This window comes from Vibrio sp. ArtGut-C1 (assembly GCF_002105475.1).
Classification (GTDB): Bacteria; Pseudomonadota; Gammaproteobacteria; order Enterobacterales; family Vibrionaceae; genus Vibrio; species Vibrio diabolicus.
This window is the reverse complement of record NZ_NCTH01000032.1, coordinates 35,829-53,578: the sequence shown is the minus strand read 5'-3', so window position 1 is coordinate 53,578 and position 17,750 is coordinate 35,829. Positions and strand designations below refer to the sequence as shown.

At 48.3% G+C, this 17,750-nt stretch carries 10 protein-coding genes and 1 pseudogene; 8 read left to right on the top strand and 3 right to left on the bottom strand.

The window, feature by feature from the left end:
• Window positions 1-90 precede the first annotated feature (90 nt).
• From B7360_RS20760 to B7360_RS20745, 4 genes and pseudogenes are all read left to right on the top strand, one after another.
• Window positions 91-1,221 (top strand): annotated as a pseudogene (locus tag B7360_RS20760) (methyl-accepting chemotaxis protein); the annotation flags it as partial.
• A 320-nt stretch (window positions 1,222-1,541) separates the two neighbouring features.
• Window positions 1,542-2,462, top strand: coding sequence for an HlyD family secretion protein (locus B7360_RS20755; RefSeq protein ID WP_101911945.1), 921 nt, complete (start codon window positions 1,542-1,544; stop codon window positions 2,460-2,462).
• A gap of 4 nt (window positions 2,463-2,466) precedes the next feature.
• Complete coding sequence (locus B7360_RS20750) at window positions 2,467-3,393, top strand: ABC transporter ATP-binding protein (protein WP_005487744.1); 927 nt, start codon at window positions 2,467-2,469, stop codon at window positions 3,391-3,393.
• Window positions 3,393-4,490: an ABC transporter permease gene (locus B7360_RS20745; protein WP_005498311.1), complete on the top strand. Its 1,098-nt coding sequence runs from the start codon at window positions 3,393-3,395 to the stop codon at window positions 4,488-4,490. The genes B7360_RS20750 and B7360_RS20745 overlap by 1 nt, the downstream gene beginning before the upstream one ends.
• Window positions 4,491-4,599: 109 nt before the next feature.
• Here the strand turns inward: B7360_RS20745 and B7360_RS20740 are convergent, their stop codons facing one another.
• From B7360_RS20740 to fdhF, 3 genes are all read right to left on the bottom strand, one after another.
• Window positions 4,600-4,971: a hypothetical protein gene (locus B7360_RS20740; protein ID WP_085344518.1), complete on the bottom strand. Its 372-nt coding sequence runs from the start codon at window positions 4,969-4,971 to the stop codon at window positions 4,600-4,602.
• Window positions 4,972-5,147: 176 nt separating this feature from the next.
• Window positions 5,148-6,095, bottom strand: coding sequence for an endonuclease/exonuclease/phosphatase family protein (locus B7360_RS20735; protein ID WP_085344517.1), 948 nt, complete (start codon window positions 6,093-6,095; stop codon window positions 5,148-5,150).
• A gap of 72 nt (window positions 6,096-6,167) precedes the next feature.
• On the bottom strand, window positions 6,168-10,424 hold the full coding sequence (gene fdhF, locus B7360_RS20730) for a formate dehydrogenase subunit alpha (RefSeq protein WP_085344516.1): 4,257 nt from the start codon (window positions 10,422-10,424) through the stop codon (window positions 6,168-6,170).
• 244 nt (window positions 10,425-10,668) lie between these two features.
• Between fdhF and B7360_RS20725 the strand changes: the two genes are divergently transcribed.
• The 4 genes from B7360_RS20725 (at window position 10,669) to B7360_RS20710 (ending at window position 17,689) form a co-directional block, all read left to right on the top strand.
• The gene (locus B7360_RS20725; RefSeq protein ID WP_005391253.1) at window positions 10,669-11,088 is read left to right on the top strand and encodes a hypothetical protein; all 420 of its coding nucleotides are present in this window, start codon (window positions 10,669-10,671) and stop codon (window positions 11,086-11,088) included.
• A 218-nt stretch (window positions 11,089-11,306) separates the two neighbouring features.
• On the top strand, window positions 11,307-12,728 hold the full coding sequence (locus tag B7360_RS20720) for a TolC family protein (protein WP_085344515.1): 1,422 nt from the start codon (window positions 11,307-11,309) through the stop codon (window positions 12,726-12,728).
• 102 nt (window positions 12,729-12,830) lie between these two features.
• On the top strand, window positions 12,831-14,546 hold the full coding sequence (locus tag B7360_RS20715; protein WP_085344514.1) for an efflux RND transporter periplasmic adaptor subunit: 1,716 nt from the start codon (window positions 12,831-12,833) through the stop codon (window positions 14,544-14,546).
• A gap of 2 nt (window positions 14,547-14,548) precedes the next feature.
• Window positions 14,549-17,689: an efflux RND transporter permease subunit gene (locus B7360_RS20710; RefSeq protein WP_085344513.1), complete on the top strand. Its 3,141-nt coding sequence runs from the start codon at window positions 14,549-14,551 to the stop codon at window positions 17,687-17,689.
• Window positions 17,690-17,750 lie beyond the last annotated feature (61 nt).

Sequence of the window (17,750 nt, the reverse complement as noted above, 5' to 3'; positions counted from 1 at the left end):
GTGACTCTTCCAGAGATCGCAGGCTCTTTGGCATCTCGAATTAATGATAATTTTCAGGTTCTCAAGCCTGCATCTTCAAGTTGATTCGGTATAAACCAAACCTACGTACAAGAAGATATTGCTAGCGCTCATGAAGCAGTGCGCAGCGCAATCACCTACAGCATTATTGCTATCGTCGCGCTATTGGCACTGAGTTTTACGCTAGGCCTATTCCTAACCAAACAGATCTGCACACCACTAAATTATGTGGTAAACATGGCGTCGAAAATCGCGTCGGGCGACCTAACTTACCAGCTTCCACGTAACAAAATTGGTCATGATGAGCTTGGCACCTTGGCAGATGCCTGCGTTGATATGCAAGCGAAGTTGCTTACTTTGGTCGACAGTATCTCGTCAACCACAGCTCAAGTAGGCACCGCCATTGAAGAAGTGAGCGCGATTTCCGAACAGACTTCAACCGGCATGGATGAACAACAAGTTCAGCTAAACCTTATCGCAACAGCAATGAACGAGATGCAAGCGACAGTAAATGAAGTCGCCAGCAACACCGAAGCAGCGTCAGAAACGGCAAACAGTGCTTCTCACGATGCGAAAGAAGGCCGCGGTGTCGTTCAAGAATGTATTAACCAAATCCACGAAGCGTCATTGGCGATTCAATCTGTTGGCAACATGGTGACAGAACTGGAACAAGACGCATCTAACATTAGCGTTGTGGTTGACGTTATCCAAGACATCGCGGAACAAACCAACTTGCTTGCGCTTAACGCTGCCATTGAAGCTGCGCGCGCTGGTGAACAAGGCCGTGGTTTTGCCGTCGTAGCGGATGAAGTGAGAACGCTAGCAAGCCGCACTCAAGCTTCAACCGAAGAGATCATCACAATCATCTCTAAACTGCAAAATTGTTCGAAGAGTGCCGTTTCAGCAACGAACAACAGCAGCGATTTGATTCAAGAGTGCGTTGAGCAAGCACAAAAAGCTGGTGCAACCATCGACCAAATCGAAAAAGGCGCAGATAACATTGCTGAAATGAGCATTCAAATTGCGAGTGCTTGCAGCGAGCAAAGCTCGGTAACAGAAGAGCTGCATCGTAACGTGGAACACATCAACCAGTTCTCTAGCGAAGTGGCGACAGGTTCACGCCAAACCGCAATTGCATGTCGCTATTTAAGTGAGCTGGCGGTAGGTCTACAAGAGATCGTCGGCCAATTCAAAACTGCATAGTCACTCACGTCATTCTTATCTATTCAAGCCCAGCGATGATCGCTGGGCTTTTTTAATGTCATTTGCCGATAAAAACCGGAGCTTGGTCAAGGTTCTTTAAATTGAGGCCTTCATAGCCCTCTTCCAACGCTAAGCCTCTCTATTTAAAAAGAATCGCTTGTAGATAAAATGCTAAGCTCTAAAAAGAAATCGTTATGGATGGCGGTTAGCGACGGGTTAGCGGACTCAATCAACACGCTCCCGTTCGCAAGTTATCTATTCATGCATTACTTCTTCAAAGGAAGCACCGCACTATGAAGCGAATCATTTTTGGCACATAGATTATTGCCCTTTTAAGCGCCTGTTCAAAAGATAACACGCACCAAGCGCTTGGCACTTTAGAGCGTGACCGCGTAACGTTTACTGCCACATCTAATGAGATTATTAGAGCCCTTCCCGTCAAAGAAGGCAGCTTGGTCAGTGAAGGGGAAGTGTTGGTTCAGCTCGATACCAAGAATCAACAAGCCGTTCTTGCACACGCCGTTGCCGAACAAGCCAAAGCGGGAGCGTATTTGCTTAAATTGACCAATGGTGAACGCCCAGAAGACATTGCTGCCGCATCGGCACGCGTAGCCCGAACGGAAGCGCAGCTCACCGAAGCGCAGAAAAACTATCAACGCAAAGCAGAGCTGGTGCGTAAAAAGCTCATCAGCCAATCCGAAAAAGATTCCGCTCTTGCGGCAAGGGACTCTGCGAGAGCGGAATTAGACTCAGCAAAAGAAGAGTTCAGTAAGCTCACCGCAGGTTCTCGCCTCGAAGACATCGAACAAGCTAAAGCCGCTTTAATGGCGGCAAAAGCCGAAGTGGCGTTGCAAGAACAGAAACTGGCAGAACTCACCATCACGGCCACGCGTGACGGTACGCTCGATAATTTGCCTTACAATCTTGGCGAACGCGTACCAGTAAACGGTGTGGTTGCCGTGATTCAAGCCAACCGCGTACCGTATGCGCGAGTGTATGTTCCTGCCGATTATCGAATCGGGTTTATTCCTGGGAAAACCGTGATGGTAAATGTCGATGGCCTTGAGAGTCCATTACAAGGCACCGTTCGTTGGGTGGCTAGTGAGCCTTCATTCACGCCCTACTTCGCACTAACCGAAGAAGAACGTTCACGATTGATGTATCTAGCAGAAGTTGATTTACCTGAGTCTGCCAAAACGTTGCCGTCCGGTGTGCCTGCCCAAGTAGATTTGGTGGAGTAAGCCAATGACCGAGTATGCAATTCAAGCTCAAAATGTGGTCAAAAAGTTCGGCGACTTTACTGCTATCAATAACATCACACTAAACGTGCCCAAAGGCAGCATTTACGGATTTTTGGGGCCAAATGGTTGCGGTAAGTCGACCACCATTCGTGTGCTCACCGGCCTTCTCAGCCCAAGCGAAGGCAGTGTGGATGTGCTTGGATTAGAAATCCCAAAACAATCCGAACAACTGCGGCTCAAAATTGGCTACATGACACAAAAGTTCTCGTTGTACGATGACCTATCCGTTCAAGAGAACCTTGAATTTATTGGGCAAATTTTTGGTTTAAGCAGCAAGTCGCTGAAAGAGCGGATAGAAGAGCAACTCACCACTTACGGGTTGGATCAATTGCGCAAACAGCGCGTAAGCGGCATGAGTGGCGGTCAAAAGCAGCGCCTTTCACTCGCCGCGGCGACCATGCACAAACCCGAACTGCTATTTTTGGATGAGCCAACATCCGCCGTTGATCCCGAAAATCGACGCGATTTTTGGGAGCAGTTGTTCGACTTGTGCGATCAAGGTACGACGATTTTGGTCACCACGCATTACATGGACGAAGCGGAACGCTGCCACCGTCTGGCAATCATGGAATCAGGCGAAATTCGTGCCGATGGCGAACCCGAACAGTTAATGGAACAGATGGGCGTTAATATCATTGAGGTGAAAGCCGACAAACTTCGTGAACTTAAAGAAAAGCTGATTCAACGTGACGAAGTTCGCTCTGCGGCGCAGTTGGGGATTCGTTTACGCATCCTTATCCACCAGCATGTCGAGCAGCCGATTGAATGGTTAAAGCAGACGTTTCCTGAACTTCAAAACGCTGAAATGAACCACGCTCGCCCAAGCTTAGAAGATGTTTTTGTCAGCGTGACAGGGAAAGGCCGCCAATGATGAAACCTATCGCTCGCATGAAAGCCGTCATGATCAAAGAGATTCGCCAACTTTCCCGTGACCGAATCACATTTGGCATGGTGGTGATGATCCCGCTTATCCAGCTTTTGTTGTTCGGCTTTGCAATCAATACGGACATTCGCAACATTCCGGTAGGTGTTGTCGACCAAAGTGGCAGCACCGCCGGACGGATCATTACCCAGTCCGTCAAAGTCACTCAAGTGGTGGATATCAAAGAAACCTATGCCACCGCGCAAGAGGCTGAACAAGCGATTCAAGATGGTATTGTGCGCGCCGTGCTGATTTTGCCAAGCGATCTCACACAACGCATGATGCAAGGTCGGGAGCTTGGGCAGTGGATTGTGGATGGGTCAGATACCATGATCAGCTCGGCAATATTGTCGTTGCAAACCATGCCATTGACCGATTTTGATTTCGAGATTCGCCCAGCGCCAAGCAAAACATTCGAAGTCGCACTCTACTACAACCCAAGTCGGCGTTCTGCGGTCAACATCGTACCCGGCTTACTCGGTGTGATTCTCACCATGACGATGATTTTGTTCACCAGTGCCGCGATTGTACGAGAACGTGAACGGGGAAATTTGGAGCTATTGATCACCACGCCCATCCACTCGATAGAGCTAATGGTGGCGAAAATCGTGCCGTATATCTTTGTCGGCTTAATTCAGGTTTTCATCATTCTAGGGTTGGGACATTGGATTTTCGGCGTGCCGATTAACGGTGCAATCAGCCAAATTCTGTTTGGAACCTTGTTGTTTATCGCCGCCAGCTTAACTTTAGGATTGGTCATATCCACCATCGCCACAACACAGCTTCAAGCGATGCAAATGACGGTGTTCATTCTTCTGCCTTCGATTCTGCTGTCTGGATTTATGTTCCCTTACGAGGGCATGCCAGTCGCTGCACAGTGGATTTCAGAAGCCCTGCCCGCCACTCACTTTATGCGCATGATTCGAGGCATAGTGTTGCGAGGAGCGGATCTGATGGACTTATGGCGAGATACCCTTTGGCTGCTCGGGTTTACCGTATTTGGATTGGTCGTCGCGTCACTAAGGTTTAAGAAATCGCTCGATTAAAGTTGCCCATTTTTCTCTTCCGTAGAAACAAAAATAGCCTCGACAATTAGGCTATTTTTGTTTGGAAATTTGAATGTCTAACTGACAATGCTCAATGGCACGATTCGGTTTAGTAATATTCACCAAAAGAACAATCGCGTAAGTCAGAAATGCTGTAATTCTTCAACGAGTTAATTTTGAAGTTAAAAACCACTTCTTTACATACCATCCCGTCTCGGTCGGTATAGGTGATGAACCCTTCACTGTAAGCACGTTTGCCATCAGAGGATTTAACATACGCGGCAAGCTCTAAATGCCCTTTGTTAGCTTCTACGCGGTTCATCATTTCAAACACATCCATCCACTCTTCGCGATTTGCCATTTGTATCAACATGGACTTGGCCTGTGTTTCCAACTGCTGCGGATACACGTAATAACGGTTGTAACCAAAGTATGCGCACATCAGTAATAGAACGAGTGCAAATGAGGTTGTTCTTGTCATGCAAGCTGCCTCTTGTTGTTATAAAAACTCTGCTTCGTTAATTCAGTATAGGAAGCGAGCAAAGTTTAGGTTATAGAACTTGCTCAAATAACAGAGGATCGTCAGAGACAGTCAATTCTATGACAAGCTCAGTACCGGTTTTACTTATGAAACATGACAAATTCTAAGAGCTTGAACTATGGAATATGCACACCGATCTGGGTTGTCACCATGCGGTGATCTGAGCCTTGTGGTAAAGCAGAGGATTCACGAGAGCAGATGATTCGCTGTCCTTGCTCAGATTTTAGCCACAAATGATCAATACCTATCATCATCGGCTCTGGCACGTTGATGCCTTTGATGTTAGTTGGCCAGCTCGTCACTGGCGCGGTTTGAAAACTCGGGAACAGCGTAGAAAAACGAGGGCTAACCGAGGAGAGATTGAAATCCCCCACAACCAACACCTCTGGCTCGGGATAAAGCGTGGTCAGCGTTTCTATGGTTCGCACCAGCGCATTTCTTTGATGCCAAAGCTCGCTGGTTCTTGGTGACGGTGGATGAGCCGCAAACAAAGTGATCGGTGCTTGACCGTTAGGCAACCAAACCGCTCTGATGACTTCTTGTCCATTTGGCGCACGATAAACCGAAACCTCCGTGATCGGGTGTCGGCTAAGAATCATCAAATTTGATGGGTACCCTACGTCACGTTGGCCACCATAATAATGCGGATAGACATCATCCAACATGTGCAAGAGGCTGCCAACACGCAGCGTCAGCTCTTGCATTACCACCAAATCAGCAGGATGCCTCAACAGATAGTTGATGAACTGATTGATGTCTGAGTTTTCGTAAAAAAGATTGAATTGAATGACGCTCAAAGACTGCGGGCAAGACGCCACATGGCTGCGCTGCGACGGAACAAGGAGCGAGACAAACAAAATAGCGACAAAGGCGGAAAATGCACTTTGCAACCATCGACGAGTGATGAAAAACGCCGAGGCTAAAGCAACGGAAGTGAACACAATGAGGGCGGGAATCGAGGTAAGATTCTCCGCCCACCAAATATGTTCAATTTGCCTGACCGCCAGCCAAATAAGAGCGGGTAGAAGCAATATGATCCACTTAAAAACGCTCGGCACACGCACTGCTCGTTTCGCTATTACATATCATAAGCTTAAATGCAATTTCTCAACTCGCCAGTGCGTGAAGCGTTGATGTTAGACGTAGTGTACCGCCTCCTCGACAGGCTCTGGTTGAGCGGCCGTTTCACTGATTTCAATCTTCACCGCTGCGACTTTGAATTCAGGAATTTTCGCATGCGGGTCCGTTGCCGTAGTCGTCAATCGGTTAATTGGCGACTCAACGAAATGGAAAGGAATAAACACGACGCCTTTTTGCATTCGCTTGGTCACAAACGCATCAATTTCGATGCTGCCACGACGAGTCGACACTTTTAGGCGCTGACCATTATGGATACCAATTGCTTCAGCATCTTCAACGCTGATCATCGCTCTTGGCCCAGCAAGATTATCCAACCCTTTCGTTTTGCGTGTCATCGTACCGGTGTGGAACTGTTCTAGCACACGCCCTGTTGTAAGCACCAAAGGATACTCTTCATCAGGCAACTCAGCTGCATAGCGGAACGGCACGCCCACCATTTGCCCTTTCCCTCGGGTAAATTGGGTTTGGTGCATAATACGAGTACCGTTTGGATTGTTCTTGTTACTTGGCCATTGAACACCGTTCGGCGTGATCGCGTCCCAACGCAACCCTGCATATTGCGGCGTTACACGCGCGATCTCACTAGTGATTTCAGAAACACACTGGTAATGCCAATCGCTGCCCATCGCGTTTGCGACCGCTTGAATGATCCACCAATCTTCTTTCGCCTCACCCGGCGCTTTCACTGCCGCATTAACGCGCTGCACGCGTCGCTCAGTATTGGTGAAGTGACCGGATTTTTCCGCAAATGAACAAGAAGGCAATACCACATCGGCGTACTGCGCCGTCTCGGTGAGGAAGATGTCTTGCACGACCAAGAAGTCGAGTGCTTCCAACCCTTCAATCACGTGTGCTTGGTTTGGATCGCTCAGTACTGGGTTTTCGCCCATGATGTACATCCCGCGAACTTCTCGTTTGCACGCCGCATCGATGATTTCCGTTAGGGTAAGCCCTTGCTCAGAAGGTAAGTTCGGCGCATCCCACTCAATCGCGAATTTCTGACGAACAATCGGGTTATACACTTTTTGATATCCCGGATAACAGTTCGGCAATGCGCCCATATCACACGCACCTTGTACGTTTGATTGACCGCGCAGTGGGTTAATACCACCACCCTCAATACCGATGTTGCCACACAACAATTGCAGGTTTGCAATCGAACGAACGTTGTCGTGCCCTGTTGTATGCTGGGTAATACCCATTGAGTAATACACCGCCGTGCGTTTTGCCGTACCAATCATTCGTGCCATCGCGAAAATATCGTCCGCTTTTACGCCCGTCACTAACTCAACTTTGTCGAGGTTGTACGCTGGCGACATCACCTCTTGAAGCAAGGTATCAAAGCCGTCGACGCGCTCTTCGATGTATTCTTGATCGTACCAACCATTTTTGATGATTTGCTGCATCACGCCGTTGAGCAACATAACATCCGTGCCCGGACGATGCGCCAAGTACAGCTCTGCATGTTCAGCCATGTCCACTCGTTTCGGGTCTGCCACAATCAAGCGCGCCCCGTGATGACGAATCGCCTGTTTGATGTGCGAAGCGATGATCGGATGCGCAGATGTGGTGTCAGAACCGATAATAAAGATCACATCGGAATGCTTAATGCTCGGAATGTCGTTGGTCATCGCACCACTCCCCAACGATGCTTCAAGCCCTGTCACACTTGATGCGTGACACAAACGTGCGCAGTGATCAACGTTGTTCGTACCCAGTTCACGACGGATGAATTTTTGAAACGCGTAGTTATCTTCGTTAGTGGTTTTCGCTGAAGAGAATCCGGCCAGTGCGTTGCTACCAAAATCTTGCTTGATCGTCGAAAGCTTCGAAGCCACTAGCTGAATCGCTTCGTCCCAAGTTGCTGGCTGCAACCAACCATCTTTACGAATCAGTGGTGTCGTTAAACGCTCTTCGCTGCTAATGAAGTCAAAACCAAAACGGCCTTTCACGCACAGCATACCTTGGTTAACCGGCGAATCCGCCCCTTTTACATAGCGGATTTTGTTTTGTCGCTCATCGACAAACATGGTCAACTTACAACCCACACCGCAGTAGGTACAAATGGTATCGACGGCTTTTAGCTGTTCGGTTCTGCCTTGAGAGCGGTCACGGCTGTCCACCATCGCGCCCGTTGGACATGCCTGAACACACGCACCACATTGCACGCATTTTGAATCGCCCATGAGCGTCAAACCGCTGCAACTTGCGCCTTTTTCATCGGAGCGGAATCGTGGACGATCATCTGGTCGGCCATTTTTATCCGACACAAAACTCAACACACCATGTACCGCTTGCTCACGGCATGCTTGAATACACTGACCACAACTAATGCAGCGGTTAGCATCAAATTCAATGAACTCAGAACTGCGGTCTACTTCGTATTTATGACGAAGATCTTTCGCACGTAAATCGAGCCAATCTTGATGACCAATCACGCTAGCAGAGGAAACGTCCACGGAAACATCGAAATGTTGCTCGGCATGATATTCCGTTGAGTAATCTCGCAAGGCACAGTCGGTATTCGCTTGGCAACCACACTCTAAGCAGCGCGCCGCTTCTTTCATGGCCTCTTCGTTATCAAAGCCCAGTTCCACTTCAGCAAAACTCTGCTCACGCTGCGCTGGAGTCAACTCCGGCATGATTGAACGAGCAACTTTTTGGATGTTTTCAAAATGAAGTGGGTCAACCTGTACCAGTTTTTTCTCTTTACGAGAGTTGAACGCAGGTTTCGGCATATCCGCCATATCGCCATTGAGGAACAGATCAATCGCTTTTGCCGCAACTCGCCCGTCTCCCACTGCTTCAACCGCTGTCGCAGGACCACGACGAAAATCACCGATACTGAAGATATTGCCCGTACCCGTGTGCATGGTTTGCGCATTGGATTCAGATGTGTTCCAACGCGTTAGAGGAATGGAGAGCTCATCGTTTTCTAAGAAGCTGAGATCCGGCTTTTGCGATACCGCTGCAATCACGGTATCAAATGCTTCAGTAAAGAACTCACCCGTTGGTTTCGGACTACGACGACCAGACGCATCTGGCTCACCTAACGCCATTCGTTCTAATCGAATTGCCTTCACGCGGCCGTTTTCATCCGCGATGTTTTCCGCCGGATTCGTTAAGAAATGGAACTTTACGCCCTCATGTTCAGCTTCGACGATTTCGTAGTCTTCGGCCGGCATTTCGTCGCGAGTTCGACGATAGATCAAAGTGGTATCGGCACCCGCACGACGCGCCGTACGCGCACAGTCGATCGCAGTGTTCCCACCACCAATCACGGCAACTTTTTTGCCCGTAACGTAGTTTTGTTCTGTAACGTAATCTTTCAGGTAATCAACACCGAGATAACAACCGTCCAAGTCGCTACCAGGATAATTCATTTCTACCGCTTGAGACGCCCCCACTGCCAAACAGACAGCATCGTAGTCTTCACTCAATTGAGACAGCGTGAAATCAACACCAAGCTTTTTGTTGGTTTCAACTTGCATGCCGTTGCGGCACATCAGTTCGATTTCTTTGTCTAGAATGTCTTTGGGTAGGCGATATTCAGGAATGCCGTAGCGTAGCCAACCGCCTGCTTTTGGCATGGACTCAAATACGGTGACGTCATAACCTTCATTCGACAAGTAATAACCTGCTGTTAAGCCACCGGGACCACTACCAACAACGGCGATCTTGCGATGCTTCGCTGGTTTTTTCTCTGGGACATACGCTTCATGCGCCGCTAGATCTGCGTCTGCGGCATGGCGTTTGAGTTGACGAATGGCAATCGGCTCATCCACCAAAGAACGGCGACACTCACTTTCGCAGAATGCCGGACACACGCGCCCAATCGACAACGGCATTGGCAGTGTGCGTTTAATCACTTCAATCGCTTTTTGATGATCGTTTTGCGAGATATGGTAAAGATAAGATTGGATGTCTACTCCAGCAGGACACGCCGTTTTGCATGGAGCTTCACAGTCGGCGTAGTGGTCCGTCATGATTCGGTTGAGCGCTTTTCTGCGGTGCTCACTCAGTTGTTCTGATTGTGTGACGACATTGAGACCGCGGTACACTTTGAGATCACAGGCGCGCTTAGTTCCGCCACTTTCCACTTCGACAACACACAAATCACACGGAATTTTCTCGTTACTTTTGTTCATTCCGCACAGTGAAGGGATTTCTACCCCACACACTTTGGCTGCTTCCAGAAGGGTTAGCCCCTCTTCTACAATTCTATATTTTCCATCGATGACAATTTCTATCATACAACCCCCGAAGCAGGCACACTAAACCTTACATTCTATAAGGATAAACCCTACCATGGAAAGTTCGTGTGACAAAAAACTCACTAGCGAGATATTTCTTAGCGATTAATATGTCCAATTGACTTTAAGATGTAGAACTCATTATCTCGAAGTGGGGTCGGTATAATCCTTGACTTTACCCCTAGGGTAACCTTTATTATTTAGTGGTTACTCGATATATAAGCTCATTTTGACTGGAAACCGTATGCGTCTGAAATCATTGCATACAATTTGGCTAACGTTATGTACAACGCTGATACTGCTGGTATCTAGCGTGGTAAATAGTGCGCCTTTAATGAGCCTAAAAATGATGTCGAGTGATGCCATGATGTCTGCTCACATGACGGAAATGGCAAGCGAGAACGATCACTGCGGCTCCCCGAGTATGAGCATGGAGATGGCCTCATCGTTGAGCTCCGACTCTGCAGAGATTACCATGAGCTGTGTTGATGGCTCCGGTATGATCCACAATTGCTGTACAGCATCTTGCTCATTCGTTTTTGTCCCATTACCAGTCACTGACAGCCAGCTCTCCCCATTGGCTTGTCGCGCATCCATTGCCTCAGAAATTACCGCACCAGTGGTACAAGTCACCCATGATTTGTATCGGCCTCCGATAGTTTAATCCATACAAAGCATTCGACCCTGCATCGCTTTGCAGGCAGTTTCTTTGCGCCCAACTGATAGCGTGCTCACCTCAGCTATTCGCTCGTAGCTCCATTTGTTACCTGCTATTTAGCGATAAAAAAGTGCGTCATCCGTTTGGCAAATACCAACGCTCTCCCGCTCGGTTCAATCGATCCCGAAACGCAAAAGAGCTTGGTATAAATTTGGATGTAAATTATGGAATTCAACCCAAATCGCTTAGTGGCACCAGTATGCTCACTGGCTCTGGTTGCCCTACCTGCTTTCAATGTGGTGGCACAATCGCCAGCCAATACGAAAGCACAACAAGAAGCGCAAGCTCAATCAATCCACGCTCAGTCAACCAATGAGCTAGCAAACCTCATTAGCGTTGCGTTGAGTAACGATGGCAACCGTAAGCAGTTCTATGCTCAATCGGAAGCAATGCGTGAAACAGGCGTAGCCAGCGCAACCTTGATGGACCCGAAATTGAAAGTCGGTTTTGGTGGTTTGCCTGTCGATAGCTTCAAATTTGACGAGGATCCGATGACCAATATCTCCGTCGGTTTGATGCAACAGTTCGAACGTGGCTCGACGCTCGACCTCCAACAAAAGAAAGCCAATCAACAAGCCGATGGTTTGTCGTTGCAAGTTCACGCACGGGAGCTTGAAGTGGCAAACAGCATGACTCAGCTTTGGTTGGAGCTGGGCTATCAGCAGAAAGCAGAGCAAATTTTGCTAGAAAACCGTCGGCTCATGACGGAAATGGAAAACTTCATTCAAACCAATTACTCAATCGGCAAAAGCGAAGCGCAAGATTTACTGAATGCACAGCTTCAAGTGAGTAAGTTGGATGAAAAGCTGCAAGCCAACGCACAAATGCAGCGCCGTTTGGTCTCGCAACTCTCAGAATGGTTGGGCTCGGACTGGCTCAATACCTATACCCAAAACGGACGCTCAACACTTCAAGCCAGCAACACACTGACTTGGGCGTCATTAAACCAAAAGTTGTCTGCAAATAGCGAAACGACCAAGCACTACCAACAGTTGAGTGAGCACCCGATGGTGAAAATGGCAGACGTAAGTATTTCTGCCAATGAAACTCAAGTGGACATTGCAGAGCAAGCTTACACGCCTCAATTCGGTGTGGAAGTGATGTACGCCTATCGTCAAGCCAACAATATGAAAGGCGAACCTGCATCGGATTTGGTGAGCGCGTATCTAACAATGGACATTCCCCTGTTCACTGGCAATCGCCAAGACCGCAACTTAGCTGCCGCCCAGTATCAAGTGGGTGCCGCTCGCTCACAAAAAGATACGTTACTGACTCAGATGAACGCGAAGGTCAACACATTGCTGGTTGATCGCGCCAACTTGAGTCAGCGTTTAGAGCGTTATCAATCCACCTTACTTCCCCAAGTTCAAGCTCGTATTCACGCGGTAGAAAGGGGTTATCAAAACAACACCGCACAGTTTAACGACGTGATCATGGCAAGCACAGACGAGCTGGCGCTAAAGCTCGAACAGCAACGTCTTATTACCGATTTAAACATCGTAAACAGCAACTTAGCGGCTTTATTGGGTGGTTTCGAATATCAAGTATCCGCACCCAACATCACGACTGAAGCAAGCGCGAACTAAAACAAAACATGAGAGAACCCAAGTTTGGGGACGATGGCGAATGCACACCAATAAACAATCAACATCGCTGTCATGCCTCATGGGGAAAATAAGGAATTAGGAATGAGTTCAAATTCAATCAAGATAGCAACCATCGCTCTGCTTGTTGGCGGGGCACTAGGGTTTGGCGTTAATCAGTACCTATCTGGTGCAAACCACGACATGAGTGGCTCAGGCGCTAACGCTGCAAGCAGCTCAAACGAGCCACTCTATTGGGTTGCTCCAATGGATCCAAATTATAAGCGCGACAAACCGGGCAAATCGCCAATGGGCATGGACTTGATCCCAGTGTACGCTGAAGATCTCGCGGGTGAACAAGACAAACCCGGCACGGTAAAAATTGACCCATCAGTTGAAAACAACTTAGGTGTAAAAACCGCTCAAGTCTCTTTAGAGCAACTTTCACCTCGGATTGAAACTGTCGGCTATATCGCGTTTGACGAAAGTCATTTGTGGCAAACCAACGTTCGCGTGGCCGGCTGGGTTGAAAAGCTTTACATCAATGCCGTGGGTGAAAAGGTCAAAAAAGGCGATGTGCTGTTCACGCTGTACTCGCCTGAGCTAGTCAAAGCACAAGAAGAGCTGCTGAACGCCTACCGAACTGGGCGTAATGGTCTGGTAAAAGGCGCGACAGAACGTTTAGTGACACTGGGTGTTGATCGTTCTCAAATCAGAGCCATCACTCAACGCGGGAAAGCATCGCAAACTATTGAAATTAAAGCTCCGGAAGATGGCGTCATCGCGAGTTTGAACGTTCGTGAAGGTGGTTACCTATCCCCTGCTCAAGCGGTAATCAGCGCGGGCCCACTTGAAAATGTATGGGTGGATGCCGAAGTATTTGAGCGCCAAGCTCACTGGATGAAAGCAGGAAGTAGCGCCACTATGACGCTTGATGCTATTCCAGGCAATGAATGGAAAGGGGTTGTCGACTACGTATACCCTATTCTGGATCCTAAAACTCGTACCTTGCGTGTACGCCTCAAGTTCCCTAACCCGAATGGCGATCTTAAACCTAATATGTTTGCCAACATTGCCCTTCAACCAGTCACTGATAACGCAGTTATGACGATTCCTAAGTCTTCCGTTATTCGATCCGGCGGTATGACCCGAGTCGTGTTGTCTGAAGGCGATGGTAAATACCGCTCAACGCGCATCAAAGTTGGGCGTGAAGCCGACGACAAAATCGAGGTGCTACAAGGTCTGTCTCAAGATGATCGCATCGTAACCTCTGCGCACTTTATGTTGGATTCGGAATCGAGCCAAACGGCTGATCTATCCCGTATTTCATCACCTACTGAAGCCAAAGTAGAAACAGTTTGGGCTAAGGGTGAAATCACCGATGTGATGAAAGATCACCGTATGTTGACCATTAATCATCAGCCCGTAGCAGAGTGGGATTGGCCGGGTATGGTCATGAACTTTACCCTCGCAGATGACGTTGATGTGGGCACTCTGCAAAAAGGCCAAGCTATCGAGTTTGAAATTCAGAAAACAGAGTCCGGTCAATATGAAGTCGTTGACTACAAAGCCGATGACAGCGTTGTCGTGACTGACGTATGGATTACCGGAGATATCAGCATGTTGATGGCGGATTTTGGGATGATAACTCTCAACCATCTCCCAGTTGCAGAATGGAACTGGGAGGCAGGAGAGATGAACTTCTCTGTAGGTAATGAAGTGGATCTATCCGGATTCAAAGAAGGTCAGAAAGTCCGATTTCTAGTTGAAAAACAAGGAGCTGACTACGTCTTGAAGCAACTTGAAGCGGTTGAGGGCTAACTATGATTGGAGCAATAATCCGCTGGTCGATCAAAAACCGTTTCATGGTTTTGATCGCAACCTTAGCGCTTGTTTTAACCGGACTTTACAGTGTAAAGAATACACCTGTAGACGCCATTCCGGATCTTTCTGATGTTCAGGTGATCATCAAAACAAGCTACCCAGGCCAAGCACCTCAAGTAGTTGAAGATCAAGTTACTTACCCGCTAACAACCGCCATGCTCGCCGTACCAGGAGCGGAAACCGTTCGTGGTTATTCATTTTTTGGTGACTCATATGTTTATATCATTTTTAACGATGATACCGACATGTATTGGGCACGTTCGCGCGTTTTAGAGTACCTAAGCCAAGTAGCACCTAAATTACCACCGAGTGCAAAACCGACATTAGGACCAGATGCGACGGGAGTGGGTTGGGTCTACAGCTATGTACTGCAAGATAAAACTGGCAACCATGATCTTGCTGATCTGCGTAGTATGCAAGACTGGTTCTTGAAATATGAGCTGCAAACCGTCGATGGCGTCTCTGAAGTCGCAACCGTTGGCGGTATGGTGAAGCAATATCAAGTTCAGATTGACCCAGCAAAGCTACGTGCTTACAACCTGACACTGCAACAAGTGAACATGGCGATCCAAAACGGCAATCAGGAAACGGGCGCCTCTGTTGTTGAAGTAGCTGAAGCGGAACACATGGTTCGCACTACAGGTTACCTAACGAGTATTGAAGATATTGAATCACTCCCGCTCAAAGTGACAGAGAAAGGTACACCGCTCTTACTGGGCGACATTGCCGACATCAACTTAGGTCCGCAAATGCGTCGCGGCATCTCTGAGCTTAACGGCGAAGGTGAAGCGGTTGGTGGAGTAATTGTCATGCGATTCGGCGAAAACGCGAGTGAAGTCATCAGCAAAGTTAAAGACAAACTGGAAGATTTACAGCGCAGCTTACCGGATGGTGTAGAAATCGTGCCTACTTACGATCGCTCCACGCTGATTAACGCTGCCGTAGAAAACTTGTGGAAGAAATTGGCGGAAGAATTCATTGTCGTGGCGATTGTTTGTGCCCTCTTCCTATTTCACATCCGTTCGTCTTTGGTGATCGCTCTGAGCTTGCCCGTCGGTATTTTATCCGCGTTTATCGTCATGCATTCTCAAGGCATTAATGCCAACATCATGTCGCTCGGGGGGATTGCCATCGCCATCGGTGCTATGGTGGATGGTGCCATCGTAATGATAGAAAACGTCCACAAGCATATTGAACGAACGCCTCTCACGGATAAGAACCGCTGGCAAGTGATTGGCAAAGCCGCTGAAGAAGTGGGCGCGCCCCTGTTCTTCTCACTACTTATCATCACGTTAAGCTTTGTGCCAGTATTTGCACTGGAAGGTCAAGAGGGCAAGATGTTCTCCCCTCTCGCCTTTACTAAAACTTATGCAATGGCCGCAGCGGCAGGTTTGGCAATTACCCTCGTACCTGTGCTCATGGGTTATTTCATCCGTGGCAACGTATTACCAGAACATAAGAATCCAGTAAATAGAGGCTTAATTGCGCTGTATCGCCCGTTGCTGAATACCAGCCTCAAGTATCCTAAGAGTATGATCGTTATCGCTTTAGGCCTAATGGCGTCAGCTTACTATCCAACCAGTCAACTGGGTAGCGAGTTCATCCCACCATTGGATGAAGGCGACTTGATGTACATGCCGACTACGTATCCGGGAATCTCGATTGGTAAAGCACGTGAACTAGTTCAGCAAACCAACAAGCTGATCAAAACCGTACCGGAAGTCAAAACGGTTTGGGGCAAGATTGGCCGTGCGGAAACGGCCACCGATCCTGCACCACTCACCATGATTGAAACAGTTATTCAGCTAAAACCTCACGATCAATGGCGTGAAGGCGTGACGACAGAGTCGTTACGCAAAGAGTTCGATGAACTGATTCAGTTTCCGGGACTCACCAACGCTTGGGTAATGCCAATCAAAACGCGTATCGACATGCTAGCGACCGGTATTAAAACGCCAATTGGGATCAAGATTGCAGGCCCAGACCTGAAAGAGATCGAAAAAATTGGTGCTCAGCTGGAACCTATTCTTAATAGCGTTCACGGCACCTCATCTGTATATGCCGAGCGTGTAGCCGGTGGCCGTTACGTAACAATCGACATTAAACGCCGCGCTGCTGCGAGATATGGCTTAAGCATCAAAGACGTTCAGCAAGTCATCTCAACCGCTGTTGGGGGTATGAATGTTGGAGAAACCATTGAAGGCTTGGAACGCTACCCGATTAACGTTCGCTACCCGCAAGACTACCGTGACTCGGTTGTTAAACTGCAAAACCTACCACTGGTAACCCCCAACGGCGCACGCATCGCACTCGCAGACGTGGCAGATATTCGTTATGAAGATGGTCCACCGATGATCAAAACCGAAAACGCGCGTCCAAACGGTTGGGTTTTCGTGGATATCGAAGGTCGTGACCTAGGCTCATACGTCGTGGAAGCACAACAAGTAGTAGCAGATCAACTTGAATTACCTGCGGGTTATTCGCTGGCTTGGTCAGGTCAGTACGAATACATGGAACGCGCCAAAGACCGCTTAAGTGTCGTAGTACCAATCACTATTGCGATCATCATGATGCTACTTTACTTCAGCTTTCGCCGTGTAGGTGAGGTGCTGATCATCATGCTGACGCTGCCTTTAGCAATGGTTGGTGGCTTATGGCTGATGCATTATCTGAACTACAACTTCTCTATTGCCGTGGGGGTTGGGTTTATCGCCCTCGCCGGCGTTGCGGTGGAGATAGGCGTCATCATGCTGGTGTATCTCAACCAAGCGTGGCACTACCGAAAACTGGATGCAGAAGAGAAACAACGACCACTTCAAGCACGGGATCTTACAGATGCAATTCGCGAAGGCGCTGGCTTGCGTGTGCGGCCTGTCATGATGACCGTATTAACGGTAATCATTGGTCTTATTCCAATCATGTACGGACAGGGAACCGGCTCTGAAGTGATGCAACGCATCGCTGCACCGATGATTGGTGGCATGGCTTCTGCCCTGCTGTTAACGCTGCTTGTGTTACCTGCCATCTTCAAGCTGTGGAAACAGCGTGAAGTGAAATCAACTCAACACCAAGATAAATAACAACGAGCGCCATTATTCAGAGAGTAATGGCGCGATAGCTCATTGATAGTAAAGGAAATCA